The 22,957-nt window shown below is 70.5% G+C and carries 19 protein-coding genes; 11 read left to right on the forward strand and 8 right to left on the reverse strand.

The annotated features are described in order from the left end of the window. Window positions 1–99: 99 nt before the first annotated feature. Entirely contained in the window at window positions 100–834 is a 735-nt protein-coding gene (locus IE244_RS06570) for a DUF1707 SHOCT-like domain-containing protein (protein WP_191871673.1), read from the reverse strand. A gap of 199 nt (window positions 835–1,033) precedes the next feature. Here IE244_RS06570 and IE244_RS06575 point away from each other — a divergent pair, with 199 nt between their 5' ends. Then, entirely contained in the window at window positions 1,034–2,704 is a 1,671-nt protein-coding gene (locus IE244_RS06575) for a fumarate hydratase (protein ID WP_031163787.1), read from the forward strand. Here the strand turns inward: IE244_RS06575 and IE244_RS06580 are convergent. Continuing rightward, window positions 2,673–2,891, reverse strand: coding sequence for a DUF397 domain-containing protein (locus tag IE244_RS06580; protein ID WP_191871674.1), 219 nt, complete (start codon window positions 2,889–2,891; stop codon window positions 2,673–2,675). The two genes, IE244_RS06575 and IE244_RS06580, sit on opposite strands and share 32 nt — an antisense overlap. Before the next feature lie 279 nt (window positions 2,892–3,170). Between IE244_RS06580 and IE244_RS06585 the strand changes: the two genes are divergently transcribed. The 3 genes from IE244_RS06585 (at window position 3,171) to IE244_RS06595 (ending at window position 7,713) form a co-directional block, all read left to right on the forward strand. After that, window positions 3,171–4,556 carry a class II fumarate hydratase gene (locus IE244_RS06585; protein WP_191871675.1) on the forward strand — a complete coding sequence of 462 codons (1,386 nt, stop codon included), beginning with the start codon at window positions 3,171–3,173 and terminating at the stop codon, window positions 4,554–4,556. 90 nt (window positions 4,557–4,646) lie between these two features. Beyond that, window positions 4,647–5,336: a cytidylyl-2-hydroxypropylphosphonate hydrolase gene (fomD, locus tag IE244_RS06590; RefSeq protein WP_031163792.1), complete on the forward strand. Its 690-nt coding sequence runs from the start codon at window positions 4,647–4,649 to the stop codon at window positions 5,334–5,336. Between the two features lie 283 nt (window positions 5,337–5,619). After that, the gene (locus tag IE244_RS06595; RefSeq protein WP_191871676.1) at window positions 5,620–7,713 is read left to right on the forward strand and encodes a SpoIIE family protein phosphatase; all 2,094 of its coding nucleotides are present in this window, start codon (window positions 5,620–5,622) and stop codon (window positions 7,711–7,713) included. Between the two features lie 59 nt (window positions 7,714–7,772). Here IE244_RS06595 and IE244_RS06600 read toward each other — a convergent pair whose 3' ends face one another. After that, window positions 7,773–10,109, reverse strand: a complete 2,337-nt coding sequence (locus IE244_RS06600; protein ID WP_191871677.1) for a transglycosylase domain-containing protein — start codon at window positions 10,107–10,109, stop codon at window positions 7,773–7,775. Between the two features lie 230 nt (window positions 10,110–10,339). On the opposite strand from IE244_RS06600, the gene IE244_RS06605 reads away from it, so the two are divergent. The 5 genes from IE244_RS06605 to IE244_RS06625 all read left to right on the forward strand — a co-directional run bounded on the left by IE244_RS06605 (window position 10,340) and on the right by IE244_RS06625 (window position 15,155). Further along, complete coding sequence (locus IE244_RS06605) at window positions 10,340–11,275, forward strand: SPFH domain-containing protein (RefSeq protein WP_191871678.1); 936 nt, start codon at window positions 10,340–10,342, stop codon at window positions 11,273–11,275. Next, window positions 11,272–11,505, forward strand: a complete 234-nt coding sequence (locus tag IE244_RS06610; RefSeq protein WP_031163798.1) for a type II toxin-antitoxin system antitoxin — start codon at window positions 11,272–11,274, stop codon at window positions 11,503–11,505. The genes IE244_RS06605 and IE244_RS06610 overlap by 4 nt, the downstream gene beginning before the upstream one ends. A 94-nt stretch (window positions 11,506–11,599) precedes the next feature. After that, complete coding sequence (locus IE244_RS06615) at window positions 11,600–12,124, forward strand: PadR family transcriptional regulator (protein WP_031163800.1); 525 nt, start codon at window positions 11,600–11,602, stop codon at window positions 12,122–12,124. After that, window positions 12,121–12,819 (forward strand): ABC transporter ATP-binding protein, encoded by a 699-nt coding sequence (locus tag IE244_RS06620; RefSeq protein WP_191871679.1) that lies wholly within the window; start codon window positions 12,121–12,123, stop codon window positions 12,817–12,819. Before IE244_RS06615 ends, IE244_RS06620 begins: the two co-directional genes overlap by 4 nt. Continuing rightward, the gene (locus IE244_RS06625; RefSeq protein ID WP_191871680.1) at window positions 12,816–15,155 is read left to right on the forward strand and encodes an ABC transporter permease; all 2,340 of its coding nucleotides are present in this window, start codon (window positions 12,816–12,818) and stop codon (window positions 15,153–15,155) included. The genes IE244_RS06620 and IE244_RS06625 overlap by 4 nt, the downstream gene beginning before the upstream one ends. Window positions 15,156–15,182: 27 nt before the next feature. Here IE244_RS06625 and IE244_RS06630 read toward each other — a convergent pair whose 3' ends face one another. Next, on the reverse strand, window positions 15,183–16,127 hold the full coding sequence (locus tag IE244_RS06630) for a LysR substrate-binding domain-containing protein (protein ID WP_191871681.1): 945 nt from the start codon (window positions 16,125–16,127) through the stop codon (window positions 15,183–15,185). 133 nt (window positions 16,128–16,260) lie between these two features. On the opposite strand from IE244_RS06630, the gene IE244_RS06635 reads away from it, so the two are divergent. Both IE244_RS06635 and IE244_RS06640 read left to right on the forward strand, forming a co-directional pair. After that, window positions 16,261–16,815, forward strand: coding sequence for a peroxiredoxin (locus tag IE244_RS06635; protein ID WP_023547062.1), 555 nt, complete (start codon window positions 16,261–16,263; stop codon window positions 16,813–16,815). A gap of 3 nt (window positions 16,816–16,818) precedes the next feature. Beyond that, complete coding sequence (locus IE244_RS06640; RefSeq protein WP_031163807.1) at window positions 16,819–17,352, forward strand: alkyl hydroperoxide reductase; 534 nt, start codon at window positions 16,819–16,821, stop codon at window positions 17,350–17,352. A gap of 21 nt (window positions 17,353–17,373) precedes the next feature. Here the strand turns inward: IE244_RS06640 and IE244_RS06645 are convergent, their stop codons facing one another. The 4 genes from IE244_RS06645 to IE244_RS06660 all read right to left on the reverse strand — a co-directional run bounded on the left by IE244_RS06645 (window position 17,374) and on the right by IE244_RS06660 (window position 22,490). Next, on the reverse strand, window positions 17,374–18,732 hold the full coding sequence (locus IE244_RS06645) for an AI-2E family transporter (protein ID WP_229853982.1): 1,359 nt from the start codon (window positions 18,730–18,732) through the stop codon (window positions 17,374–17,376). 160 nt (window positions 18,733–18,892) lie between these two features. Next, window positions 18,893–19,594: an aggregation-promoting factor C-terminal-like domain-containing protein gene (locus IE244_RS06650; RefSeq protein WP_229853983.1), complete on the reverse strand. Its 702-nt coding sequence runs from the start codon at window positions 19,592–19,594 to the stop codon at window positions 18,893–18,895. A gap of 399 nt (window positions 19,595–19,993) precedes the next feature. Next, the gene (gene phoH2, locus IE244_RS06655; protein WP_191871683.1) at window positions 19,994–21,319 is read right to left on the reverse strand and encodes an RNA 5'-3' helicase PhoH2; all 1,326 of its coding nucleotides are present in this window, start codon (window positions 21,317–21,319) and stop codon (window positions 19,994–19,996) included. Between the two features lie 397 nt (window positions 21,320–21,716). Beyond that, window positions 21,717–22,490 (reverse strand): isoprenyl transferase, encoded by a 774-nt coding sequence (locus IE244_RS06660; RefSeq protein WP_191871684.1) that lies wholly within the window; start codon window positions 22,488–22,490, stop codon window positions 21,717–21,719. Window positions 22,491–22,957: the final 467 nt, after the last annotated feature.

The raw sequence follows: 22,957 nt of genomic DNA on the forward strand, positions 1-22,957 counted from the left end.
CAGCGTTCCCAACGGTGGGCTCGCGTCGGCTCGTTCACGCCCCCACCGCGGGAGCACGGGAGGACGGGGACCTTCCGGTCACCGGCGGATTCGCGACCGTCAACGCCCCAGGTGTTTGCGCAGCTTCCGGTCGACCTTGTCCTGGACACGATCCAGCTTGCGGTCGACCTTGCTCTGCACCCGGTCCAGAATGTCCGCCACCCGCTTGCCGCGCTTGGGGCGCGCCTCGATGTTGCCGAGGACGGACAAGCCCTCGACATAGACGACCGGGGCGTCGGACTCGACCGAGTCCAGCGTGTCCACGTCGAAGTTGCCGAGGACGCCACCACCGGTGCCGCGCAGTGACACGTTCTCCGGGACGCGGATCTGGACGTCGCCGAAGACCGAGACGGCCTTGATCACCACCTGCTGGTACTCGAAGATCGCCTCGCTGAGGTCGATCTCGACACTGCCGAAGACCGAGTACGCGTGCAGCCGGCGCCCGGCACGCCAACGGCCCCGGCGTACCGCGCTGCTGAAGACGGCGACCACGTTGGCGTCGGCCTCCGGCGGGATCGCGCCGGGCGCGGGGCGGGGCGGCACCGGGGTGTAGGCGGGGGCGGACGGCTGCTGGTGGGCGGCGGGCAGGTCCCGGATGAAGACGTCCAGCTCGCCCACGGTCTTGGCGTTCAGCGCGCCGTCCACGCGCTCGGCGTGCTCGTCGGCTGTCAGCCGGCCCTCGGCGAGGGCCTCGCGGAGGATGTCGGCGACCCGGTCGCGGTCGGCGTCCGAGGCGCGCAGTTCGGTGACGCCCGGTGCGGCGTCCTGGGCACGGGCGGGCTTCTGAAGGTCCACGACAGCAGCGTACCGAAACGCGATAGATCGCGACTAGGGGTGTGGAGAACCTCGGGCGTGTCGCCACCGGGCCCACTGAGCCCTACTTCACAAACACTGAGCCTTACCTCACAGGTTCCGTGTCGGTGGCAGGTTCTAGGCTGGTGAGGCCCGCCAGCGTCGGCGGGCGGCCGTCCGTCAGAGTGAGGAATGGGCTGAGATGCCTGAGTTCGCGTACACCGATCTGCTCCCCCAGGGAGAGGACACCACCCCGTACCGGCTGGTGACGTCCGAGGGCGTCTCCACCGTCGAGGGGCCCGACGGGCGGACGTTCCTCAAGGTGGAGCCGGAGGCGCTGCGCAAGCTGGCCGAGGAGGCCATCCACGACATCCAGCACTACCTGCGCCCGGCCCACCTCGCCCAGCTGCGCCGGATCATCGACGACCCGGAGGCGTCCGGCAACGACAAGTTCGTCGCCCTGGACCTGCTGAAGAACGCGAACATCGCGGCGGCGGGCGTGCTCCCGATGTGCCAGGACACCGGCACGGCGATCGTCATGGGCAAGCGCGGCCAGAACGTCCTCACCGAGGGCGCGGACGAGAAGCACCTGTCGCACGGCATCTACGACGCCTACACCAAGCTGAACCTGCGCTACTCGCAGATGGCTCCGCTCACCATGTGGGAGGAGAAGAACACCGGCTCCAACCTGCCGGCCCAGATCGAGGTGTACGCCACCGACGGCGGCGCCTACAAGTTCCTGTTCATGGCGAAGGGCGGCGGCTCGGCCAACAAGTCCTTCCTGTACCAGGAGACGAAGGCCGTCCTGAACGAGGCCTCCATGATGAAGTTCCTGGAGGAGAAGATCCGTTCGCTCGGTACGGCCGCCTGCCCGCCGTACCACCTGGCGATCGTCGTCGGCGGCACCAGCGCCGAGTACGCGCTGAAGACCGCGAAGTACGCCTCCGCGCACTACCTGGACGAGATCCCGGCCGAGGGCTCACCACTCGGCCACGGCTTCCGGGACAAGGAGCTTGAGGAGAAGGTCTTCGAGCTGACCCAGAAGATCGGCATCGGCGCGCAGTTCGGCGGCAAGTACTTCTGCCACGACGTACGGGTCGTCCGCCTGCCCCGGCACGGCGCGTCCTGCCCGGTGGCCATCGCCGTCTCCTGCTCGGCGGACCGCCAGGCCGTCGCGAAGATCACGGCCGAGGGTGTCTTCCTGGAGCAGCTGGAGACCGACCCGGCGCGCTTCCTGCCGGAGACCACGGACGAGCACCTCGACGAGTCGTCGGACGTGGTCAGGATCGACCTCAACCAGCCGATGGACACGATCCTCGCCGAGCTGACCAAGTACCCGGTCAAGACCCGGCTGTCCCTCACCGGCCCGCTGGTCGTGGCCCGTGACATCGCGCACGCGAAGATCAAGGAGCGGCTGGACGCGGGCGAGGAGATGCCGCAGTACCTGAAGGACCACCCGGTGTACTACGCCGGCCCCGCGAAGACCCCCGAGGGCTACGCCTCCGGTTCCTTCGGCCCGACGACGGCCGGCCGCATGGACTCCTACGTGGAGCAGTTCCAGGCGGCGGGCGGCTCCAAGGTGATGCTGGCCAAGGGCAACCGGTCGAAGCAGGTCACCGACGCGTGCGACGCGCACGGCGGCTTCTACCTCGGCTCCATCGGCGGCCCCGCCGCGCGTCTCGCCCAGGACTGCATCAAGAAGGTCGAGGTCCTGGAGTACGAGGAGCTCGGCATGGAGGCGGTCTGGAAGATCGAGGTCGAGGACTTCCCGGCGTTCATCGTCGTGGACGACAAGGGCAACGACTTCTTCCAGGACCCGGCCCCCCAGCCGACGTTCACCTCTATTCCGGTGCGCGGTCCCGGGCTGGCGTGACGGCCCAGGTCGCGAACTGCGACCAGGCCGACCGGCCGGAGACGACGGCCGGACCGTGCGGGACCTTCGAGTCCCGCACGGGGAGGCCGTGGGGGCGGCGGTCGAGGACTTCGAGGCAGCTGCCCTCGTCGCCGCCGCCGTGGGACGCCTTGCGCCAACCCTTCAGCACCGAGGCGTCCGGGACCATGCGCTGCTCAGTGATGGTGGCCGTATTCCTTCGCGATCAGCCTCCACCAGCCGCACGAGGTAGGTGATCTGACGGGCCATCACCGCTGCGCCGCCCACCGGCCTGCGGTCATGACCCGGCCGGAACTTGATCAGAGGCCCCCTCCCCCGCCGCCTCCCGCTGCCGCCGGAGCCAGTCCCCGCACGCCGCCCCAGGAGGCGCCCTGCACAACCGGCGACCGTTCACTCACTCAGCGTAACGGCCGGGAACAACCCCGCGTGTCCGATCGCTATAGCTCCCATGAGCGACTACCGCATCGAGCACGACTCCATGGGCGAGGTCCGCGTCCCCGCCACCGCCAAGTGGCGCGCCCAGACCCAGCGCGCCGTCGAGAACTTCCCCATCTCGGGTCAGCGTCTCGAGCGCGCCCACATCGAGGCCCTCGCACACATCAAGGGTGCCGCCGCCAAGGTGAACGCGGAGCTCGGTGTGGTCGACAAGGAGGTCGCCGAGGCCATCCAGGAGGCCGCGGCCGAGGTCGCCCGGGGGCAGTGGGACGAGCACTTCCCCGTCGACGTGTTCCAGACCGGCTCCGGGACCTCGTCCAACATGAACGCCAACGAGGTCATCGCCACCCTGGCGAGCGAGCGGCTGGGCCGGGACGTCCACCCCAACGACCACGTCAACGCCTCGCAGTCGTCCAACGACGTCTTCCCGTCCTCCCTCCACATCGCCGCCACCGCCGCCGTCACCCAGGATCTGATCCCGGCCCTGGAGCACCTCGCCGCCTCCCTGACCCGCAAGTCCGAGGAGTTCGCCGACGTCGTCAAGTCGGGGCGGACCCATCTGATGGACGCCACACCCGTGACCCTCGGCCAGGAATTCGGCGGATACGCCGCCCAGATCCGCTACGGCGTCGAGCGGCTGCGGGCCTCCCTGCCCCGGCTCGCCGAGCTGCCACTGGGCGGGACGGCCGTCGGCACCGGGATCAACACCCCGCCCGGGTTCTCCGCCGCCGTCATCCAGGAGGTCGCCCGGGCCACCGGGCTGCCGCTGACCGAGGCGCGCGACCACTTCGAGGCGCAGGGCGCCCGGGACGGGATCGTGGAGACCAGCGGGCAGCTGCGGACCATCGCGGTCGGGCTGACGAAGATCGCCAACGATCTGCGCTGGATGGCGTCGGGGCCGCGGACCGGGCTCGCGGAGATCCGGCTGCCGGACCTCCAGCCGGGCTCGTCCATCATGCCGGGGAAGGTCAACCCCGTGGTGCCCGAAGCCGTGTTGATGGTCGCCGCGCAGGTCGTCGGCAACGACGCCACCATCGCCACCGCCGGCGCCGCGGGCAACTTCGAGCTGAACGTCATGCTGCCGGTCATCGCCAAGAACGTGCTCGAATCCATCCGGCTGCTCGCCAACGTCTCGCGGCTGCTGGCGGACCGGACGGTCGACGGCGTCACCGCCGACCGGGAGCGGACCCGCGAGTACGCCGAGTCGTCCCCGTCCGTGGTCACCCCGCTCAACAAGTACATCGGGTACGAGGAGGCCGCGAAGGTCGCCAAGAAGTCCCTCGCCGAGCGGAAGACGATCCGCGAGGTGGTGCTGGAGAGCGGGTACGTCGACCGCGGTGAGCTGACCCTGGAACAGCTCGACGAGGCGCTGGACGTCCTGCGGATGACCCACCCCTGACCCCGGGGCGGCCCTTTCCGGCCACGGCCCCCGCCCGGAACCGTGACGTGCGCCGCAGCGTCGTATGCCTACGGCACCTAATATCTGTCCATGACGGACGACGGAGCGATGACACGCGTGGACGCGGAACCTGCGACCTACTGGAACCCCGGGGACCAGATCCTGTGGCGGTACCGGGAGAACGCCGGGGAGCACTTCCACATCGCCCGGCCCGTCACCGTCGTACGCGACGACGCCGAACTGCTCGCCGTGTGGCTGGCCCCCGGCACCGACTGCATGAAACCCGCCCTGGCCGACGGCACGCCCGTGCACCAGGAGCCGCTGGAGTCCCGCTACACCAAGCCTCGCACGGTGCAGCGGGACCGCTGGTTCGGCACCGGTGTGCTGAAGCTGGCCCAGCCGGGCCGGCCCTGGTCGGTGTGGCTGTTCTGGGACCCGGGCTGGCGGTTCAAGAACTGGTACGTCAACCTTGAGCAGCCCCTGGCCCGTTGGGCGGGCGGGGTGGACTCCGTGGACTACTTCCTGGACATCTCCGTCCACCCCGACCGCAGCTGGCACTGGCGCGACGAGGACGAGTTCGCGCAGGCCCAGCGGGACGGGCTGATGGACGCGGCCACCGCCGAACGGGTCCGGGCGGCCGGGCGGGACGCGGTCGAGGCGATCGAGGCGTGGGGGCCGCCGTTCCCGGACGGCTGGCAGCACTGGCGCCCGGATCCGTCCTGGCCGGTACCTTCTCTCCCCGAGGACTGGGACCGTACGCCCGCGCACGTGTCCTCATGAGACCCTTGATGCGCCCCCGGGCAAGAAACGTAGGATCGTCCTCCGCAAGGGCGCACATAAGCAACTCCGGGAGCATGGACCCGGCTTGACCGATCGTCACCGAGGGGCGGCAGGACGTGAGCGAGGGGTACGACGGCGTGACCACCGCGATCGGTGGCGGCACAGGAACCACCTCTGAGCACGCGGGAATTCTGTTCCTGGGGCACGTATTGCGGGTATCGGGACTTCTGCGGGAGCAACTGCGCGCCCGGCGCGCAGTGCCGTACGGATGGATGCGACACGCGTGACGGAGCAGCCCACCTCCTTCGAGCGCCCCCAGGGCGCCGACCCCGCGGAGGCCCGCGGGGCGCTCCGGCGTGCCCCGAAGCAGCTCGGCGGGCCCGCAGCCTTACCGGTCCAGGCCCGGACCGACGGCACGCCCTCGGGCCCGGGGACGACCACGCCCTGCGGCAAGGGGAACAAGGGGAAGGAGCCCCCAGTCAACGGCCCCGAGCACTCCCAGCCCGCCGCCACCGAGCCCGGCGCGCACCGCCCGCGCCCCGCGCCGGAGGCCATTCCGCCGCAGCCCGGCACCGAGCAGGAGCGGACGTCGGGCGGCCAGGAGCGCCGTACCGGCCGCGGTCTGCCGCCGGGCCGGCCGATGCCGATGCGGCGCGACGGGGACCGGCTGAGGTTCGTGGGCGCGGCCACCCGGCGGATCGCCCGCGGCCTCGATCTGGACGAGATCGTGATGGGCCTGTGCCGGGCGACGGTGCCGACGTTCTCGGACGCGATCCTGGTCTACCTGCGCGACCCGCTGCCGGTCGGCGACGAGCGGCCCACCGGTCCGGTGGTGCTGCGGCTGCGCCGTACCGACCGGGTCCCCGAGGAGCGGGACACCGACGGTGTGCTGCTGCCGCCCGCCTTCGAGCCGGAGCCGGAGCCGGAGCCGAGCGCGCTGGCCGAGCTGTCCGTGCTCACCACCGAGCTGTGCGAGGTGCGCCCCGGCGGCGCGCTGAACGAGGTGCTGCGTGGGGTGCGCCCGGTGTTCGCCGACTCGCCCGCCGCCCGGGCCGCGCTGCCCGAGCTGCTCGGCGAGGGCGGTGAGGCGGTCGTGCCGTCGGGGCAGCACGCGATCCTCGCGCCGCTGCGTGGCCGGCGCCGGGTGATCGGTGCGGCGCTGTTCCTGCGTCGCCCGGAGCGGCTGCCGTTCGAGGCCGACGACCTGCTGGTGGCGGCCCAGCTGGCCACGCACAGCGCGCTCGGCATCGACAAGGCGGTGCTGTACGGCCGGGAGGCCTACATCGCCGATGAGCTGCAGCGCACCATGCTGCCCGAGACGCTGCCCCGGCCCACGGGTGTGCGGCTGGCGTCCCGGTATCTGCCGGCCGCGGAGACCGCGCGGGTGGGCGGCGACTGGTACGACGCGATCCCGTTGCCCGGCAGCCGGGTCGCGCTGGTCGTCGGTGACGTCATGGGGCACTCCATGACCTCGGCGGCGATCATGGGTCAGCTGCGCACGACGGCGCAGACGCTGGCCGGGCTCGACCTGCCGCCGCAGGAGGTGCTGCACCACCTTGACGAGCAGGCGCAGCGGCTGGGCACCGACCGGATGGCGACCTGCCTGTACGCCGTCTACGACCCGGTCACGCACCGCATCACGATCGCCAACGCCGGCCATCCGCCGCCCGTGCTGCTGCACCTGGGCGGCCGGGCCGAGGTGCTGCGGGTGCCGCCGGGCGCGCCGATCGGCGTCGGAGGGGTCGACTTCGAGGCCGTCGAGCTGGACGCGCCCGCCGGGGCCACGCTGCTCCTGTACACCGACGGGCTGGTGGAGTCCCGGCTGCGGGACGTGTGGACCGGTATAGAGCAGCTGCGGGAACGGCTCGCCGCGACCGCCCAGTTGACCGGCCCCGACCATCCGCCGCCGCTGGAAGCCCTGTGCGACGAGGTGCTGGACATGCTCGGGCCGGGCGACCGGGACGACGACATCGCGCTGCTGGCGGCCCGCTTCGACGGGATCGCGCCCAGCGATGTCGCGTACTGGCGGCTGGAGCCGGAGGACTCCGCGCCGGGGCAGGCCCGTCGGCTGGCCCGGCGCGCGCTCGCGCGCTGGGACCTGGAGGATCTGACGGACTCGGTGGAGCTGCTGGTCAGCGAGGTCGTGACGAACGCCGTGCGGTACGCGTCGCGGCCGGTGACGTTGCGGCTGCTGCGCACGGACGTGCTGCGCTGCGAGGTCGGCGACGATGTGCCGCAGCTGCCGCGGCTGCGGCAGGCCCGGGCCACGGACGAGGGCGGGCGGGGTCTGTACCTGGTGAACAAGCTGGCGCGGCGCTGGGGCGCGACCCGGCTGAGCACCGGCAAGGTGGTCTGGTTCGAGCTGAACCGGGGCTGAGGTCCCCGGACATGAGGGAGGGGCGCCCGGCTGATGCCGGGCGCCCCTCGCCTGTGCCCCTACTGTTTGCCGGGGTCGAGCGGGTCCTCCGGGGTGATGTCGTCCGTGGGTTCGCTCGGCGACGGCGACGACGAGTGGCTCGGGGACGGCGACGACGAGTGACTCGGCGAGGGTGACGACGAGCTCCGGCTCGGGGACGGCGACGACGAGTGACTCGGGGACGGTGACGACGAGCTCCGGCTCGGGGACGGCGACGACGAGTGACTCGGGGACGGTGACGAGGGCGGCGGTGCGACGGCCGCGCCCTGCGTGGTGTTCAGGTCGAACTTGGACCGGTCCGTCACGCCGAAGGTGTACGCGGCCCAGATCTGCGCCGGGAAGCCCCCGCCGTTGACGCGGCCGGGGCCGCCGGTGGAGTCGAGCAGGCCGGCCGCACCCGTCAGGGAGACATGGGCCCTGGTCTTCGGGTCCTCGCCGAACAGACCGACGGAGGTGACCAGGTCGGGGGTGTAGCCGGTGAACCAGGCGGACCTGTCCTCGTCGGAGGTGCCGGTCTTGCCGGCCACCTGCTGGCCGTCGCGCAGCGGGTTGTCGGCCACGCGCTTCGCCGTACCGTCGTCGACCACGCCGGTGAGCACGGAGGTCACCGTGTCGGCGGCGGTCCGTGCGATCACCGAGCCGCCGATCGGGTCCGGCATCTTCACCGTACGGCCCTGCCGCTCCGCGGACTTGACGATGGTCGGGGTCACCTTGTCGCCGTGGTTGGCGAAGGTGGCGTAGATGCCGGCCATCTCCAGCGGGCTGGCGCCCATCGAACCCAGCGTCTGGGCGGGCACGGCCTGCATGCCCTTGGTGTCCATGCCGAGCTGCTTGGCCGTGTCCATCACCTTGCGCATCCCCACGTCCATGCCCATCTGCGCGAAGACGGAGTTGACGGAGTTGTTCATCGCCTGCTGGACGGTGATCGGGCCGTAGTCCTGGTGGTCCTCGTTCGGCGGGCCGAAGCCGACCTTGCTGCCGTGGTCCACGACCTGACGGCCGCTGGTGCCGTCGTAGATCGTGTTGGCCGTGATGGGATCGCCGTCCTGCGTGGTCGCGCTGTTCTGGAGCGCGGCGGCCAGGATGACCGGCTTGAACGTCGAGGCCGGCTGGTAGTCCTTGCGGGTGGCGTTGTTGTAGTAGTGCTTGTAGTAGTCCTGGCCGCCGTAGAGTGCGACGATCTTGCCGGTCTTGGGGTCGACCGAGACGGCGCCGGGCTGGACGGCGCCGTCGACCTTGCGCTTCTTCTTGTCGAGCTCGCCGGTGAGCTGGCTCTTGACCGCCTTCTCCAGCGCGGCCTGCTTCTTGCGGTCGATGTTGAGGGTGATGGTCCAGCCCTTGCCGACGACCGCGTTCTCCGCCTCGGACTGGGTCAGGCCCTGCTCCGCCATGAGCTGCTGTTCGAGCTGCTGGTTGGCGAGCTCGACCAGGTAGCCCTTCTGCCCGCCGAGGCCGGCGGCGGCCTTGGGTTCCTTGATCTTGGGGAAGTGCATGGCGTCGCGCTGGGGCTTGGACAGCCAGCCCTCGTCGACCATGTTGTTCAGGACGTAGTTCCAGCGCGCCGTCACCAGCCGCTTACCGGTGTCGGTCGCGACGGCCCAGTCGTACTGGCTGGGCGCCTGGAGCAGCGCGGCGAGATAGGCGCCCTGCGCGACGTCGAGTTTCTCGGCGTCGGTGTGGAAGTACGCCTGGGCCGCGGCCTGGATGCCGTAGGCGTTGCGGCCGTAGTAGCTGGTGTTGATGTAGCCCGCGAGGATGTCGTCCTTCTTCTTCTCGCGGTCCACCTTCAGCGAGATGACCAGTTCCTTCAGCTTGCGCGTGACGGTCTGGTCCTGGTTGAGGTAGTAGTTCTTGACGTACTGCTGGGTGATCGTCGAGCCACCCTGCTTGCCCTTGCCGGAGACCGTGTTGAGCAGGGCGCGGGCGGTGCCTTTGAAGTCGACGCCGGCGTCGTGGTAAAAGCTCTTGTTCTCCGCGGCGACGAAGGTCAGCTGGACCTTGCGCGGCACCTTCGACAGGTCGACGATCTCACGGTTGACCTTGCCGTCGCGGGTGAGGACGGTCCTGCCGTCGCTGAACTTGTAGACGTTGCTCTGCTGTTGGGCGGCGATGTTGGCCGCCGGGACGTCCACGTACAGGTAGAGCCCGATGAAGGCCGCGATGATCAGCAGGCAGAACCCGAAGAAGGTGCCGAGGATCTTCTTCCAGGTGAAGAGCCGGCGTATGAGGCTCTTCTTGGCGGCTGTGGCGCCGGGCCCGGAGCCGGCTGCCCCCGTCTCGGGCGTGGAGCGGCGGCGCTTGGGCGCCGCGCGGCGGCCACCGCGCTGTCGCGCTCGTCTCTCTTCCGCTCGTCCCATGGGTCCCTACGCTCGCTTCCGTCTCGGGGTCAGCTCCGAAAGCTAACACTCACCTATATGACAAAGGGCGTCTGATCCGTTCTTTTACGGACGTGAGAATCAGCACCTGCCCCGAGGGAACCGACGACTCTGGAAGTCACAGGGTTGCTTCCACCGCTAAAAGTGATATCACTTAGCTAGAAGCACGCTAGGGCCTGCCGCGCCAGGCCTCATGAGAAACGGGGACCACCATGCCCGCACTTGACCCGGCCGCCACCGCCGACGTACCCGAGATGCCCGCGCCACGGGTGCGGGAGTTCACCGCCCACAGCATCGGCGGCGGCCTCGCCCTGCTGCTCGGCCTGCTCGGGCTCGGCGCCACCGTCGCGCTGCTCGCCACCGCCTCGGCCGTCTCCGCCCCCGGCCCCAAGGCCGGGCTCATCGTCGGCGGGATCGTCGTCTTCCTCGCCGCGGTCATCTCGCTGCGCGGGCTGAACACCGTCTCCCCCGGCGAGGCCCGGGTCGTCCAGCTCTTCGGCCGCTACCGGGGGACGATCCGGCAGGACGGTCTGCGCTGGGTCAACCCCTTCACCTCGCGGACCCGGATCTCCACCCGGGTGCGCAACCACGAGACGGCCGTCCTGAAGGTCAACGACGCCTACGGCAACCCGATCGAGCTGGCCGCGGTCGTGGTCTGGAAGGTCCAGGACACCGCGCAGGCCACCTTCGAGGTGGACGACTTCACCGAGTTCGTGGCCACGCAGACCGAGACGGCCGTACGGCACATCGCGATCGAGTACCCCTACGACGCCCATGACGAGGACGGTCTGTCGCTGCGCGGCAACGCCGAGGAGATCACCGAGAAGCTGGCCGTCGAGCTGCAGGCACGGGTGGAGGCGGCCGGAGTGCAGGTCGTCGAGTCGCGGTTCACGCATCTCGCCTACGCTCCCGAGATCGCCTCGGCGATGCTCCAGCGGCAGCAGGCGGGCGCGGTCGTGGCCGCGCGCCGCCAGATCGTGGACGGCGCGGTCGGCATGGTCGAGGCGGCGCTCGGGCGGATCGCCGAGGCGGACATCGTGGAACTGGACGAGGAGCGCAAGGCCGCGATGGTGTCCAACCTGATGGTGGTGCTGTGCGGCGACCGCGCGCCGCAGCCGGTCCTCAACACCGGGACGCTCTACCAGTGACGGACCCTTCGGAGGCTCCGAAGCGACGGCCGCAGCAGCGCAAGCAGGTGCTGCTGCGGCTGGATCCGTCGGTGTACGAGGCGCTGGCCCGCTGGGCCGGCGACGAACTGCGGTCGGCCAACGCGCAGATCGAGTTCCTCCTCAGGAAGGCACTGGCCGAGGCGGGCCGGCTGCCCAAGGAAACCGGACCGCTGCCGCGAAGGGGAAGGCCGCCCGTGTCAGAACCGTGACAATGGGCCCCCACCTGCACCGCCGTACACGCCGCCATGATCACCACACTCCGTGTATACATCCGGCGTATACACCGTGTGTAGAGTGCTCTGCATGTCCATCGGTCACACCCTCCTAGGGCTCCTGGAGTCCGGCCCGTGCCACGGCTACGACCTCAAGCGGGCCTTCGACGACAAGTTCGGTCACGACCGGCCGCTGCACTACGGCCAGGTCTACTCCACGATGTCCCGGCTGCTGAAGCACGGCCTCGTGGAAGTCGACGGTATCGAGGCGGGCGGCGGCCCCGAGCGCAAGCGGTACGCGATCACCGACGCGGGCATCACCGACGTCGAACGCTGGCTCGGCACCCCGGAGAAGCCGGAGGAGTACCTGCAGTCGACCCTGTACACCAAGGTCGTCCTCGCGCTCCTCACCCACCGCGACGCCTCCGTCATCCTCGACACCCAGCGCGCCGAACACCTGCGCAGCATGCGGATCCTCACCGACCGCAAGCGCAAGGGCGACCTCGCGGACCAGCTGATCTGCGACCACGCCCTGTTCCACCTCGAGGCCGATCTGCGCTGGCTGGAACTGACCGCCGCGCGCCTGGACAAGCTCCGTGCGGCGGTGACCGCATGACCAGCGTTCCCCCTCCCCCCGGCTCCCTGCTCGCCGCCGAGAACCTGCACAAGGTCTACGGCCCCACGGTCGCGCTCGACGGCGCCGAGTTCTCCATCCACCCCGGCGAGGTCGTCGCCGTGATGGGCCCCTCCGGCTCCGGCAAGTCGACGCTGCTGCACTGCCTCGCCGGCATCGTGCCGCCCGACTCCGGGACCATCACCTACAACGGCCGTGAACTGTCCGGCATGAGCGACACCGAGCGCAGCGCGCTGCGCCGCAGCGAGTTCGGGTTCGTCTTCCAGTTCGGGCAGCTCGTCCCGGAGCTGACCTGCGTGGAGAACGTGGCGCTGCCGCTCCGGCTGAACGGCACCTCCCGCCGGCAGGCCGAGCGGGCCGCGCTCACCTGGATGGAACGGCTGGAGGTGGACGACCTCAGGGACAAGCGGCCCGGGGAGGTCTCCGGCGGCCAGGGGCAGCGGGTGGCGGTGGCGCGGTCGCTGGTCACCGGGCCCCGGGTGGTGTTCGCCGACGAGCCGACCGGCGCGCTCGACTCCCTCAACGGCGAGCGGGTGATGGAGCTGCTGACCGACGCGGCCCGCTCCACCAACGCGGCCGTCGTCCTGGTCACGCACGAGGCCCGGGTGGCCGCCTACTCCGACCGCGAGATCGTCGTGCGCGACGGCAAGTCCCGCGACATGGAGCGCGCCATATGAACGTGCGGCAGTGGTCCAGGGACCTGGGCATGGGGGTCCGGTTCGCCTTCACCGGCGGGCGCGAGGGCTGGATCCGGGTGCTGCTGACGGCGGTCGGTGTGGGCCTCGGCGTGGCGCTGCTGCTGCTGACGACCGCGTTCCCGACCGCGCTCGCGGTACGGGACCAGCGCAACGACGCCCGCCAGGACTACACCTACGGCCCGAACCGGCCGAAGGCCGCGAACACCCTGGTGATCTCCGACGAGGACACGGCCTACCACGGCAGCGACATCCGTGGCCGGCTGGTGGAACCGGAGGGGCCGCGGGCGCCGCTCGCACCGGGCCTGTCGAAGTACCCGGCCACCGGCGAGATGGTCGTCTCCCCCGCGCTGAAGGACCTCCTCGACTCCGATGCCGGCAAGCTGCTGCGTGAGCGGCTGCCGTACCGGATCGCCGGGACGATCGGCGAGCCCGGGCTCATCGGTTCGCACGATCTCGCCTACTACGCCGGGGCGAAGAACCTGGCACAGCACCTCGACGGCTGGCGGACGGCCCGGATCACCCACTTCGGGCCGCCGCAGGTGACCCCGCGGGACAAGACGGACCCGGTCCTGCTCCTGTTGGTCCTGGTCGTCTTCGTGGTGTTGCTGACGCCGGTCGCGGTGTTCATCGCCACGGCCGTGCGGTTCGGCGGCGAGCGGCGCGACCGCAGGCTGGCCGCGCTGCGGCTGGTGGGTTCCGACAGCCGGATGACCCGGCGGATCGCGGCGGGCGAGGCGCTCGCCGGCTCGCTGGTCGGACTGGTCTTCGGCACCGTGTTCTTCCTGCTCGGCCGGCAGCTCGCGGGCTCGGTCGAGATCGTGGGCATCAGCGTGTTCCCCAGCTACCTCGACCCCTCGCCGGCGCTGGCCGCCCTGGTCGCGGTCGCTGTTCCGGCGGCCGCGGTGCTGGTCACGCTGTTCGCGCTGCGCGGGGTGGTCATCGAGCCGCTGGGCGTGGTCCGTACGGCCAGGCCCAGGCGCCGCCGGCTGTGGTGGCGGCTGCTGCTGCCACTGGGCGGGCTGGCGTGCCTCACGCCGATGATCGGGAACGGCCACACCAGCGACTTCAACGAGTACCTGGTGGTCGGCGGCGTCCTGCTGCTGCTCATCGGCCTGACCGCGCTGCTGCCGTGGGCCGTCGAGGCGGTGGTGGCCCGACTGGGGCGCGGCGGAGTGGCCTGGCAACTGGCGGTAAGGCGACTGCAGTTGAGCAGCGGGTCGGCGGCCCGCATGGTGAACGGCATCGCGGTCGCGGTGGCCGGGGCGATCGCGCTGCAGATGCTGTTCGCCGGTGTCCAGGGCGACTTCACCAAGGCCACCGGGCAGGACACCGACCGCGTGCAGATGCAGGTCAACCTGTCGCGAGGGCTCCCCTTCACCCAGGCCGCCGAGAAGTTCGGCGCGACCGAGGGCGTACGGAGGGCGGTCGCGCTGGGCAGCACCGAGCTCGGCGACCGGCGCTTCAGCTCCGACCGGGGGCCGGAGAACTCCGTCGGCCTCACCGTCGGCACCTGCGCCGCGTTGCGCGAGGTGGCCGACCTGCCGAGCTGCCGCGACGGGGACGTCTTCGCGGCGACCGGCGGGGACCGGGACGCCGACGTGGCGAAGCTCGCCCGTCCGGGCCGCACCCTGCACGCCAACACCAGCGACGGCCTGCGCGACGGCCGGGATGTCGTGTGGACCGTGCCGGGCGGGCTGAAGCAGGCCCACGCGATCACCAGCCCGAACGGGATCAAGGAGAGCGGCGTGCTGATGACTCCGGCCGCCGTGTCCGCCCGGATGGGCAGCGCGCTGACCGGGGCGGTGTATCTCACGCTCGACGAGTCGGTGCCGGACGTGCACGAGTACGTCCGCAACACGGCGGCGCGGATCGACCCCTTCTCGGACACGATGGTGTACGCGGCCACCGACCGGTCGGCGCAGTTCTCCTCCATCCGCACCGGCACGTTCGCCGGCGCCGTCTGTGTGCTGGCGCTGATCGGTGTGAGCCTGCTGGTCTCCCAGCTGGAGCAGTTGCGCGAGCGCAGGAAACTGCTGTCGGCGCTGGTCGCCTTCGGCACCCGGCGGCGCACCCTGGGCATGTCGGTGCTCTGGCAGACGGCGATCCCGATCACACTCGGCCTGCTGCTCGCCCTGACCATGGGGCTGACGCTGGGCACCGTGCTGCTGAAGATGGTGAAGTCGACGGTGTCCGTGGACTGGCCGAGCGTGCTGTCGATGACCGGCGCCGGCGCGGCGGTGGTCCTCACGGTCACCGTACTGAGCCTGCCTCCGCTGGTCCGGCTGATGCGGCCGGAGGGGCTGCGCACGGAGTAGCCGCCGCCGCCTCAGGCGCGCGGGGCGCTAGTCCAGCACCCGCACCGGCAGCGGACGCAGCGCCTCGCGGAGGGCGGCGGCCAGTTCCTCGTACTCCGCGGAGCGTGCCGCGCCCGCCCGCATGGCGAAGGCGACGCGGCGGCTGGGCGCCGGCTCGGCGAAGTAGCCGGTGAGCAGCTGGCTGCTCCGGGTGGTCTCCAGCTTCAGCGCCGTACGCGGCAGCAGTGTGCAGCCGAGGCCGCCGGCCACCAGCTGGACCAGCGTGGACAGGCCGGCGGCCGTCGTGGTGACCGGGGCGTCCGCGCGGCCGGCCTCCCGGCAGATGTCGAGGGCCTGGTCGCGCAGGCAGTGGCCCTCGTCCAGGAGCAGCAGGTTGAGCTCCTTCAGCGCCTCGCGCGGGATGCCCTCGCGGCCGCCGAGCCAGTGGTCGAGCGGGGTGACGAGCACGAAGTCCTCGTCGAACAGGGGGAGTTCGACGACACCGGGCACGCCGAGCGGGACCGCCAGCAACAGCAGGTCGAGGCGGCCGGAGTGGAGGCCCTCGATGAGGCTGGCGGTCTGCTCCTCGTGCACCTGGAGGTCGAGGTGCGGGTAGCGCTCGTGGACGAGCCGCAGTACGGCCGGCAGCAGATACGGTGCCACGGTCGGGATCACCCCGAGGCGCAGGACGCCGGTGAACGGCGCGCGGACCGCCTCGGCCTCCTCCAGCAGCGCGCCGACCGCGTCCAGCACCGCCTTCGCGCGCACGGCGAGACGCTCACCGGCGGGCGAGAGCAGCACCTTGCGCGTCGTACGCTCAAGGAGGGTCACCCCGAGGGTCTCCTCCAGCGCCGAGACCGCGCCGGACAGGGCGGGCTGGCTCATGCCGATGGCGGCTGCCGCGTCCCTGAAGTGCAGGTGCTCGGCGACGGCCGCGAAGGCCCGCAGCTGTGCGAGGCTCGGCTGCCTTCGCTTGCCGTTACTCGTGGTCACTGATAACCACCTCCGATCAACCTGACCGAGTGTAGCTATTTCCCTAATCAATGCACCCTGTGCCAACATCGACAAAGTCCAACCCATGAGAAAGATCCCCAAAAGGGGTCTTTCTTCGCTGCAAGGAGAGCATGTGCTCACTGTCGGTGACAAGTTCCCCGAGTTCGAACTGACCGCCTGCGTCTCGCTGGAGAAGGGCAAGGAGTTCGAGCAGATCCACCACAAGTCCTACGAGGGCAAGTGGCTGGTCGTGTTCGCATGGCCGAAGGACTTCACCTTCGTCTGCCCGACCGAGATCGCCGCGTTCGGGAAGCTGAACGACGAGTTCGCCGACCGCGACGCCCAGATCCTCGGCTTCTCCGGTGACTCCGAGTTCGTCCACCACGCCTGGCGCAAGGACCACCCGGACCTGACCGACCTGCCGTTCCCGATGATGGCGGACTCCAAGCACGAGCTGATGCGCGACCTGGGCATCGAGGGCGAGGACGGCTTCGCGCAGCGCGCCGTCTTCGTCGTCGACCCGAACCGCGAGATCCAGTTCACGATGGTGACCGCCGGTTCCGTGGGCCGTAACCCCAAGGAGGTCCTGCGGGTCCTGGACGCCCTGCAGACCGACGAGCTGTGCCCGTGCAACTGGAGCAAGGGCGAGGACACCCTGGACCCGGTCGCGCTGCTGGCTGGTGAGTGACCCATGTCGCTCGACTCGCTGAAGTCCCGCGTCCCGGACTACGCCAAGGACCTGAAGCTCAACCTGGGCTCGGTCATCGGCAACTCCGACCTGCCCGCGCAGCAGCTGTGGGGCACGGTGCTGGCGACCGCCATCGCCTCCCGTTCCCCGATCGTGCTGCGTGAGCTGGAGCCGGAGGCGAAGGCGAACCTCTCGCCGGAGGCGTACACGGCCGCGAAGTCGGCCGCCGCGATCATGGCGATGAACAACGTCTTCTACCGGACGCGCCACCTGCTGTCGGACCACGAGTACGGCACCCTGCGCGCGGGTCTGCGGATGAACGTCATCGGCAACCCCGGTGTGGAGAAGGTCGACTTCGAGCTGTGGTCGTTCGCGGTGTCCGCGATCAACGGCTGCGGCCTGTGCCTGGACTCGCACGAGCAGGTGCTGCGCAAGGCCGGCGTGGAGCGCGAGGTGATCCAGGAGGCGTTCAAGATCGCGTCCGTGGTTCAGGCCGTCGGCGTGACGCTTGAGACCGAGGCCGTCCTGGCCGAGTAAGCCGTTCCGCGAGGACCCCGCTCACCCTTGGTGGGCGGGGTCTTCCGCGTTCTCGCCGGGGTTCGCCGGGGCGGGTTCGTCCGCGAGCGCGGCGGCGGCCTTCTGGGCCTGGAGCTCCACCGAGTACTGCCGCAGATACCCGACCACCGTGTTCGTCACCGCCACCAGCGGTACGGCCACCACCGCGCCGCCGATGCCGGCCACCATGCCGCCGGCCGCGACCGTGAGGACGACCGCCAGCGGGTGGACACGGACCGCGCGGCCGAGGATGAAGGGCTGCAGGACGTGCCCCTCGATCTGCTGCACCGCGAGGACGACGACCAGGGTCATGACGGCCGTGAAGACACCCTGGGTCACCAGGGCGACGATCACCGCGAGCGCGCCGGAGGCGACCGCGCCGACCAGCGGGATGAAGGAGAACAGGAAGATGAAGACGGCCAGCGGGACGGCCATCGGCACGTTCAGGAAGTAGATGCCGATACCGATGAAGATGGCGTCGATCAGGGCGACCAGGACCGTGCCGCGCACATAGGCGGTCAGGGTGCGCCAGGCGCGCGGGCCGGCACCGGCCACGCCCGGGCGCGCCGCGGACGGCACCAGCCTCAGGAACCACTCCCAGATGCGCTTGCCGTCGTAGAGCAGGAACAGCGTCGAGAAGAACACCAGCAGGATGCCGGTGAGGGTCTCGATGATGACCTGAACGCCCTCCAGGCCCGCGGACGTTATCTGGTCGGCGTTGGCGCCGATCGCCTCGCGGAGGTTCTTCGCGATCTGGTTGATCTGCTTGTCGGTGACGTGGAAGGGGCTCTTCAGCAGCCAGTCGCGCAGGTCGTCGATGCCGGACTGGATCTGGTTGGAGAGCGTGTCGATGTTCTCCATGACCTGCCAGGTCACGAACCAGCCCATGAGCCCTATGACGACGAACCCGCTGATCGCGGTGAGCGCGGTGGCCGGGCCGCGCGGCACCCCGCGGCGGGTGAGCCGGGCGACCGTCGGCTGCAGCAGCGCCGTCACGAGCAGCGCGATGACGAAGGCGAACACCACCAGCTGGACGGCGCTGATGACCCGCATCAGGACCCAGAGCGTGCCCGCGAGGACCAGCAGCCGCCAGCCCGCCTCGGCCGCCACCCGTACGCCCCAGGGCACGGCCTCGGCGGGATCGGGGCGAGGACCGGCCGGGGGCCCGGGCCGGCGGGCGGGGGGTGCGGCGGCGGCAGCCGCGGCAGCCGTGGCGGGGTCGGCGGCGCCGGATTCGGGCGCGGTGTCCTCGGCGGCCGTGGCCTGCTCGCGCTCGACCTCCGCACGGCGCTGGTCCAGGCGCTCGCTCATCTCCGTGAGACCGGCACCGACCCGGCCGAGCCACCGTGGCACTCGCGACATGATCCGTCCTCTTCCCCCGCGTCCCCGCGTGCTCGCCACCTCTCCTCCCCCTGGAGGCATCCGGGTACGACCGTACAGGGCGAAAGCCCCTCCCCCGAGGAGGGGGAGGGGCTGCGCGTGGTCGAGCGGGCCGGGCTGGTCCCCCAGGGGACCGGCGGGCCTAGTACCAGTGGTTGGCCGACCAGAACGACCAGGCCTGGCAGGGGCTGCCGTAGCGGCTGTTCATGTAGTTGAGGCCCCACTTGATCTGGGTGGCCGGGTTGGTCTGCCAGTCGGCACCGGCCGAGGCGTACTTGCCGGCGGGCAGGGCCTGGAAGAGACCGTAGGCGCCGGAGGAGGCGTTGGTCGCGTGGTAGTTCCAGCTGGACTCGTGGTCCACGATGTTGCTGAAGCACTGGAACTGGTCGCCGGCCACCATCTGACGCGCCATCGCCTGGATCTGCGCGACCGTGTAGCTGGTCTGGACCGGGAAGCTGGAGGAGTCACGCGCGGCGGAGCGGGTGGCCGCCTGCTTCTTGGCCTCGGCGCGCTCCTTGGCCTCCTTGGCCGCCTGCTCGGCCGCGGCCTTCTTCGCGATGGCGGTCTCGGCGGCTGCCTTGCGGGCCGCCTCCTCGGCGTCCTTCTTGGCACTCGCGTCCGCGGCGATGGCCTGTGCGTCGGCCTGCTGCGTCAGGGACGCGGACTGCACCTGGGCCTGCTGGCCCGCGGGTATGTCGGCGAGGAGCGTGGTGTCGGCTGCCGTCGCCTCGGCGTCGTTGTTGTTCTGCGCGACGCTGCCCGAGGCAACTCCGACGACGCTTCCGACGGCGGTGACCGCGGTGGCCGAGGCCACTGCGAATCCCCGGACCGAGATCCGGCTCACACGGTTTCCTTCCAGCATCGCCCGCTTCGGTGACCCTGGCGGACGCAATCGTGCCCCTGACACTGGCCTCCCAACTGCGGGGTCACGGGAGGCGCGGGCCCGGTGGGCAACTCCCCTGGAGGGAGCGCCGCGTGGTGCGCGGGCGGCATACGACGAACGTTATGGAGTTGGTGGTGCCTCTGGGGCGCTGTACCGCTGGGGGTACGGCTGTGTCGTATGCGGGGCCTGACAGGAACGAGACTCTGCCGTAACCGGACGCCAGGTGGCAATTCTGTGTTGCGTGGGAAACGTCACATGCCGTTTGACCCCAGGGATTTCAGGAAAGCTCCACACACCAAGGCGCCGCCCGGCTAGGCTCTTGCCCTTTGCCGGACGGCGCCAACTGCTGTGCCCGATGGGTCAGATATGACCGTCTTCGAGCATTTCGGTCACAAGCGCGGCAATCTGCGACCTCTCGGACCGGGTCAGCGTGACATGCGCGAAGAGCGGGTGTCCCTTCAGCTTCTCCACGACGGCGACCACACCGTCGTAGCGGCCGACGCGCAGATTGTCCCGCTGTGCCACGTCATGGGTGAGCACCACCCGCGAGTTCGCGCCGATGCGGGACAGCACGGTGAGCAGGACGTTCCGCTCCAGCGACTGCGCCTCGTCCACGATCACGAACGCGTCGTGCAGCGAACGGCCGCGGATGTGGGTGAGCGGGAGCACCTCCAGCATCCCGCGCGCGGTGACCTCCTCGATGACCTCGCGGCTGGTGACCGCCGAGAGCGTGTCGAAGACGGCCTGCGCCCACGGGCTCATCTTCTCCGCCTCGGAGCCCGGCAGATAGCCCAGCTCCTGCCCGCCGACCGCGTACAGCGGCCGGAAGACCATCACCTTCTGGTGCTGACGGCGCTCCAGGACCGCCTCCAGGCCCGCGCACAGCGCCAGCGCCGACTTGCCGGTGCCGGCCCGGCCGCCCATCGAGACGATGCCGACGTCCGGGTCGAGCAGCAGGTCGAGCGCGATGCGCTGCTCGGCGCTGCGGCCCTTGATGCCGAACGCCTCCCGGTCGCCGCGCACCAGCCGGACGTTGCCCTCGGCGGTGACCCGGCCGAGCGCCTTGCCGCGCTCGGACTGGATGGTCAGGCCGGTGTGCACGGGGAGGTCGGAGGCCTCCGGGACATACACATGGCCTTCCTCGAAGAGGATGTCCACCTGTTCGCCGGACAGCGTCAGTTCGGACATACCGGTCCAGCCGGAGTTCTCCGTGATGGCGAGTTCGGCGCGGTACTCCTCGGCGAGCAGTCCGACGGAGGACGCCTTGATCCGCAGCGGCAGGTCCTTCGACACGACCGTGACGTCGTAGCCCTCGGCCTGCAGATTGCGGGCCACCGCGAGGATGCGGGAGTCGTTGTCCCCGAGGCGGTAGCCGGTGGGCAGCACGCTGGGGTCCGAGTGGTTGAGCTCGACACGGACGGTCCCGCCCAGCTCCCCGATCGGGATGGGGGCGTCGAGGCGACCGTTCTTCACCCGGTAGTCGTCCAGCAGGCGCAGCGCCTGGCGGGCGAAGTAGCCGAGTTCCGGATGGTGCCGCTTGGCCTCCAGTTCCGTGACCACCACGATGGGGAGCACGACCTCGTGCTCGTCGAAGCGGGTCAGGGCGTTCGGGTCGGCCAGCAGGACGCTGGTGTCGAGAACATAGGTGCGCCGGTCTGGCTTGTGGCGCTTTGTGCTGGTCACCACGGAAGGACGTACCCCCTCGGATGAGGTCGGGGAGCGACGGAGTGGAAGCTGGGCCGGGAGAAGGGGAGATTCCCGGCCCGGGAGGGCGGGAAAATCCAGGCCGGTCGACGGCCCGTGCGCGTGGCGGGCCGTGAACCGGCCCTCCGCGGCTGCTTCCGTGCAGTGACCGCACGGTCGGGCTGGTGCAAAGGGCCTCCCGGGCGGACGGCCCCGTGCCGCCCGCTGAGATCCGACACCCGTGGTTCGGGTGTCGACCTGTCTGGCTTATGCCCTCGAACATGCACTGCCATGCAAAAGCGGCCACCGGCGTGCCGGTGAACTCCTTGTTACGTCCGGCCGAACCGGGGTAAGCGGAACGCCCCGCCGGCGTCGGGGCCGGCGGGGCGTTCGATGCGTCTCAGCCGCCGTAACGGCGGTGACGTGCGGCGTAGTCGCGCAGCGCGCGCAGGAAGTCGACCTTGCGGAAGGCCGGCCAGAAGACCTCGCAGAAGTAGTACTCGGAGTGCGCGGTCTGCCACAGCATGAATCCGGACAACCGCTGTTCACCGCTGGTGCGGATGACGAGGTCCGGATCGGGCTGGGCACCGGTGTAGAGGTGACGGCCGATCATGTCGACGTCGACGGACTCGGCGAGGTCCTCCATCGTCACGCCCTTGTCCTGGGCGTCGAGCAGCATGGAGCGCACGGCGTCGGCGATCTCCTGCCGGCCGCCGTAGCCGATGGCCACGTTGACGACTATGCCGTCGACGTGGGCGGTCCTCTCCTCGGCTTCCTTCAGGGTGCGCTGCATCCCGGCCGGCAGCAGGTCCATCGTGCCGACGTGGTGCACGCGCCAGCGGCCGTCGGCGGCGAGCGTGCGGACGACGTCCTCGATGATGCCGAGCAGCGGGACGAGTTCGTCCTGGGGCCGGTCGAAGTTGTCCGTGGACAGCAGCCACAGGGTGACGACCTCGACGTCGGTCTCGGTGCACCAGCCGAGGAACTCCTCGATCTTTTCCGCGCCGGCCCGGTGGCCGTGGACGGTGGTGGAGCCGGACGCCTTCGCCCAGCGGCGGTTGCCGTCCATGATGACGCCGATGTGCTTGGGCACCTGAGCGTGGTCCAGGTGGCCCTCGACCCGGCGTGCGTAGAGCCTGACGAGCAGGCTGCGCAGGTTGTCGCGCAGGTTCACGTGGCCCTCCGGGGGTTGGCGGCGGGGTGTCGACGGGGGGAGGTGCTGAGCCTACCCCCGCCGCAGGCCTGGTTCGGGCGCGGGGTTTGGGGACGGAGGTCGGGAGGCGGGCGGTGTCGCCGTCGGATGCGGCCGCGTGGGGGCTGATCGCGCCCACGCGGGGGAGCCGCACATCGACACGGACCCGCGCCCTCTCCGGTGAGGACGCCGGACCGGCGCCCGGAGGTTCCCGAAGCCGTCGCCGCGAATCGCGTCGGCGCCCGGAAAGAAAAACGGGCCGGTCCGTGGGGGGGAGACGGACCGGCCCGAGGGGGGGTTTCCACCATAACCCTTCGTAAGGGATCGTGGGTGCATCGGCGTGACACAACTACTCTCCGGAATCATCCGGCGACGCCCCGGTGGGCGCGGAATGCTGCGTTCGGGGGGGGTTTCATGGCCGGTTCACAGCGGATTCCCAGGGAGAACCG

This window comes from Streptomyces filipinensis (assembly GCF_014649495.1).
Lineage (GTDB): Bacteria > Actinomycetota > Actinomycetes > Streptomycetales > Streptomycetaceae > Streptomyces > Streptomyces filipinensis.

Bases quoted from the DNA above. Each gene is read 5' to 3' on its own strand.
- IE244_RS06625 (WP_191871680.1), top strand. From the start codon at position 12,816: ATGAACGTGCGGCAGTGGTCCAGGGACCTGGGCATGGGGGTCCGGTTC.
- IE244_RS06585 (WP_191871675.1), top strand. From the start codon at position 3,171: ATGAGCGACTACCGCATCGAGCACGACTCCATGGGCGAGGTCCGCGTC.
- IE244_RS06645 (WP_229853982.1), bottom strand. From the start codon at position 18,732: ATGTCGCGAGTGCCACGGTGGCTCGGCCGGGTCGGTGCCGGTCTCACG.
- fomD (WP_031163792.1), top strand. From the start codon at position 4,647: ATGACGGACGACGGAGCGATGACACGCGTGGACGCGGAACCTGCGACC.
- IE244_RS06575 (WP_031163787.1), top strand. From the start codon at position 1,034: ATGCCTGAGTTCGCGTACACCGATCTGCTCCCCCAGGGAGAGGACACC.
- IE244_RS06605 (WP_191871678.1), top strand. From the start codon at position 10,340: ATGCCCGCACTTGACCCGGCCGCCACCGCCGACGTACCCGAGATGCCC.
- IE244_RS06580 (WP_191871674.1), bottom strand. From the start codon at position 2,891: ATGGTCCCGGACGCCTCGGTGCTGAAGGGTTGGCGCAAGGCGTCCCAC.
- IE244_RS06600 (WP_191871677.1), bottom strand. From the start codon at position 10,109: ATGGGACGAGCGGAAGAGAGACGAGCGCGACAGCGCGGTGGCCGCCGC.
- IE244_RS06640 (WP_031163807.1), top strand. From the start codon at position 16,819: ATGTCGCTCGACTCGCTGAAGTCCCGCGTCCCGGACTACGCCAAGGAC.
- IE244_RS06620 (WP_191871679.1), top strand. From the start codon at position 12,121: ATGACCAGCGTTCCCCCTCCCCCCGGCTCCCTGCTCGCCGCCGAGAAC.
- IE244_RS06615 (WP_031163800.1), top strand. From the start codon at position 11,600: ATGTCCATCGGTCACACCCTCCTAGGGCTCCTGGAGTCCGGCCCGTGC.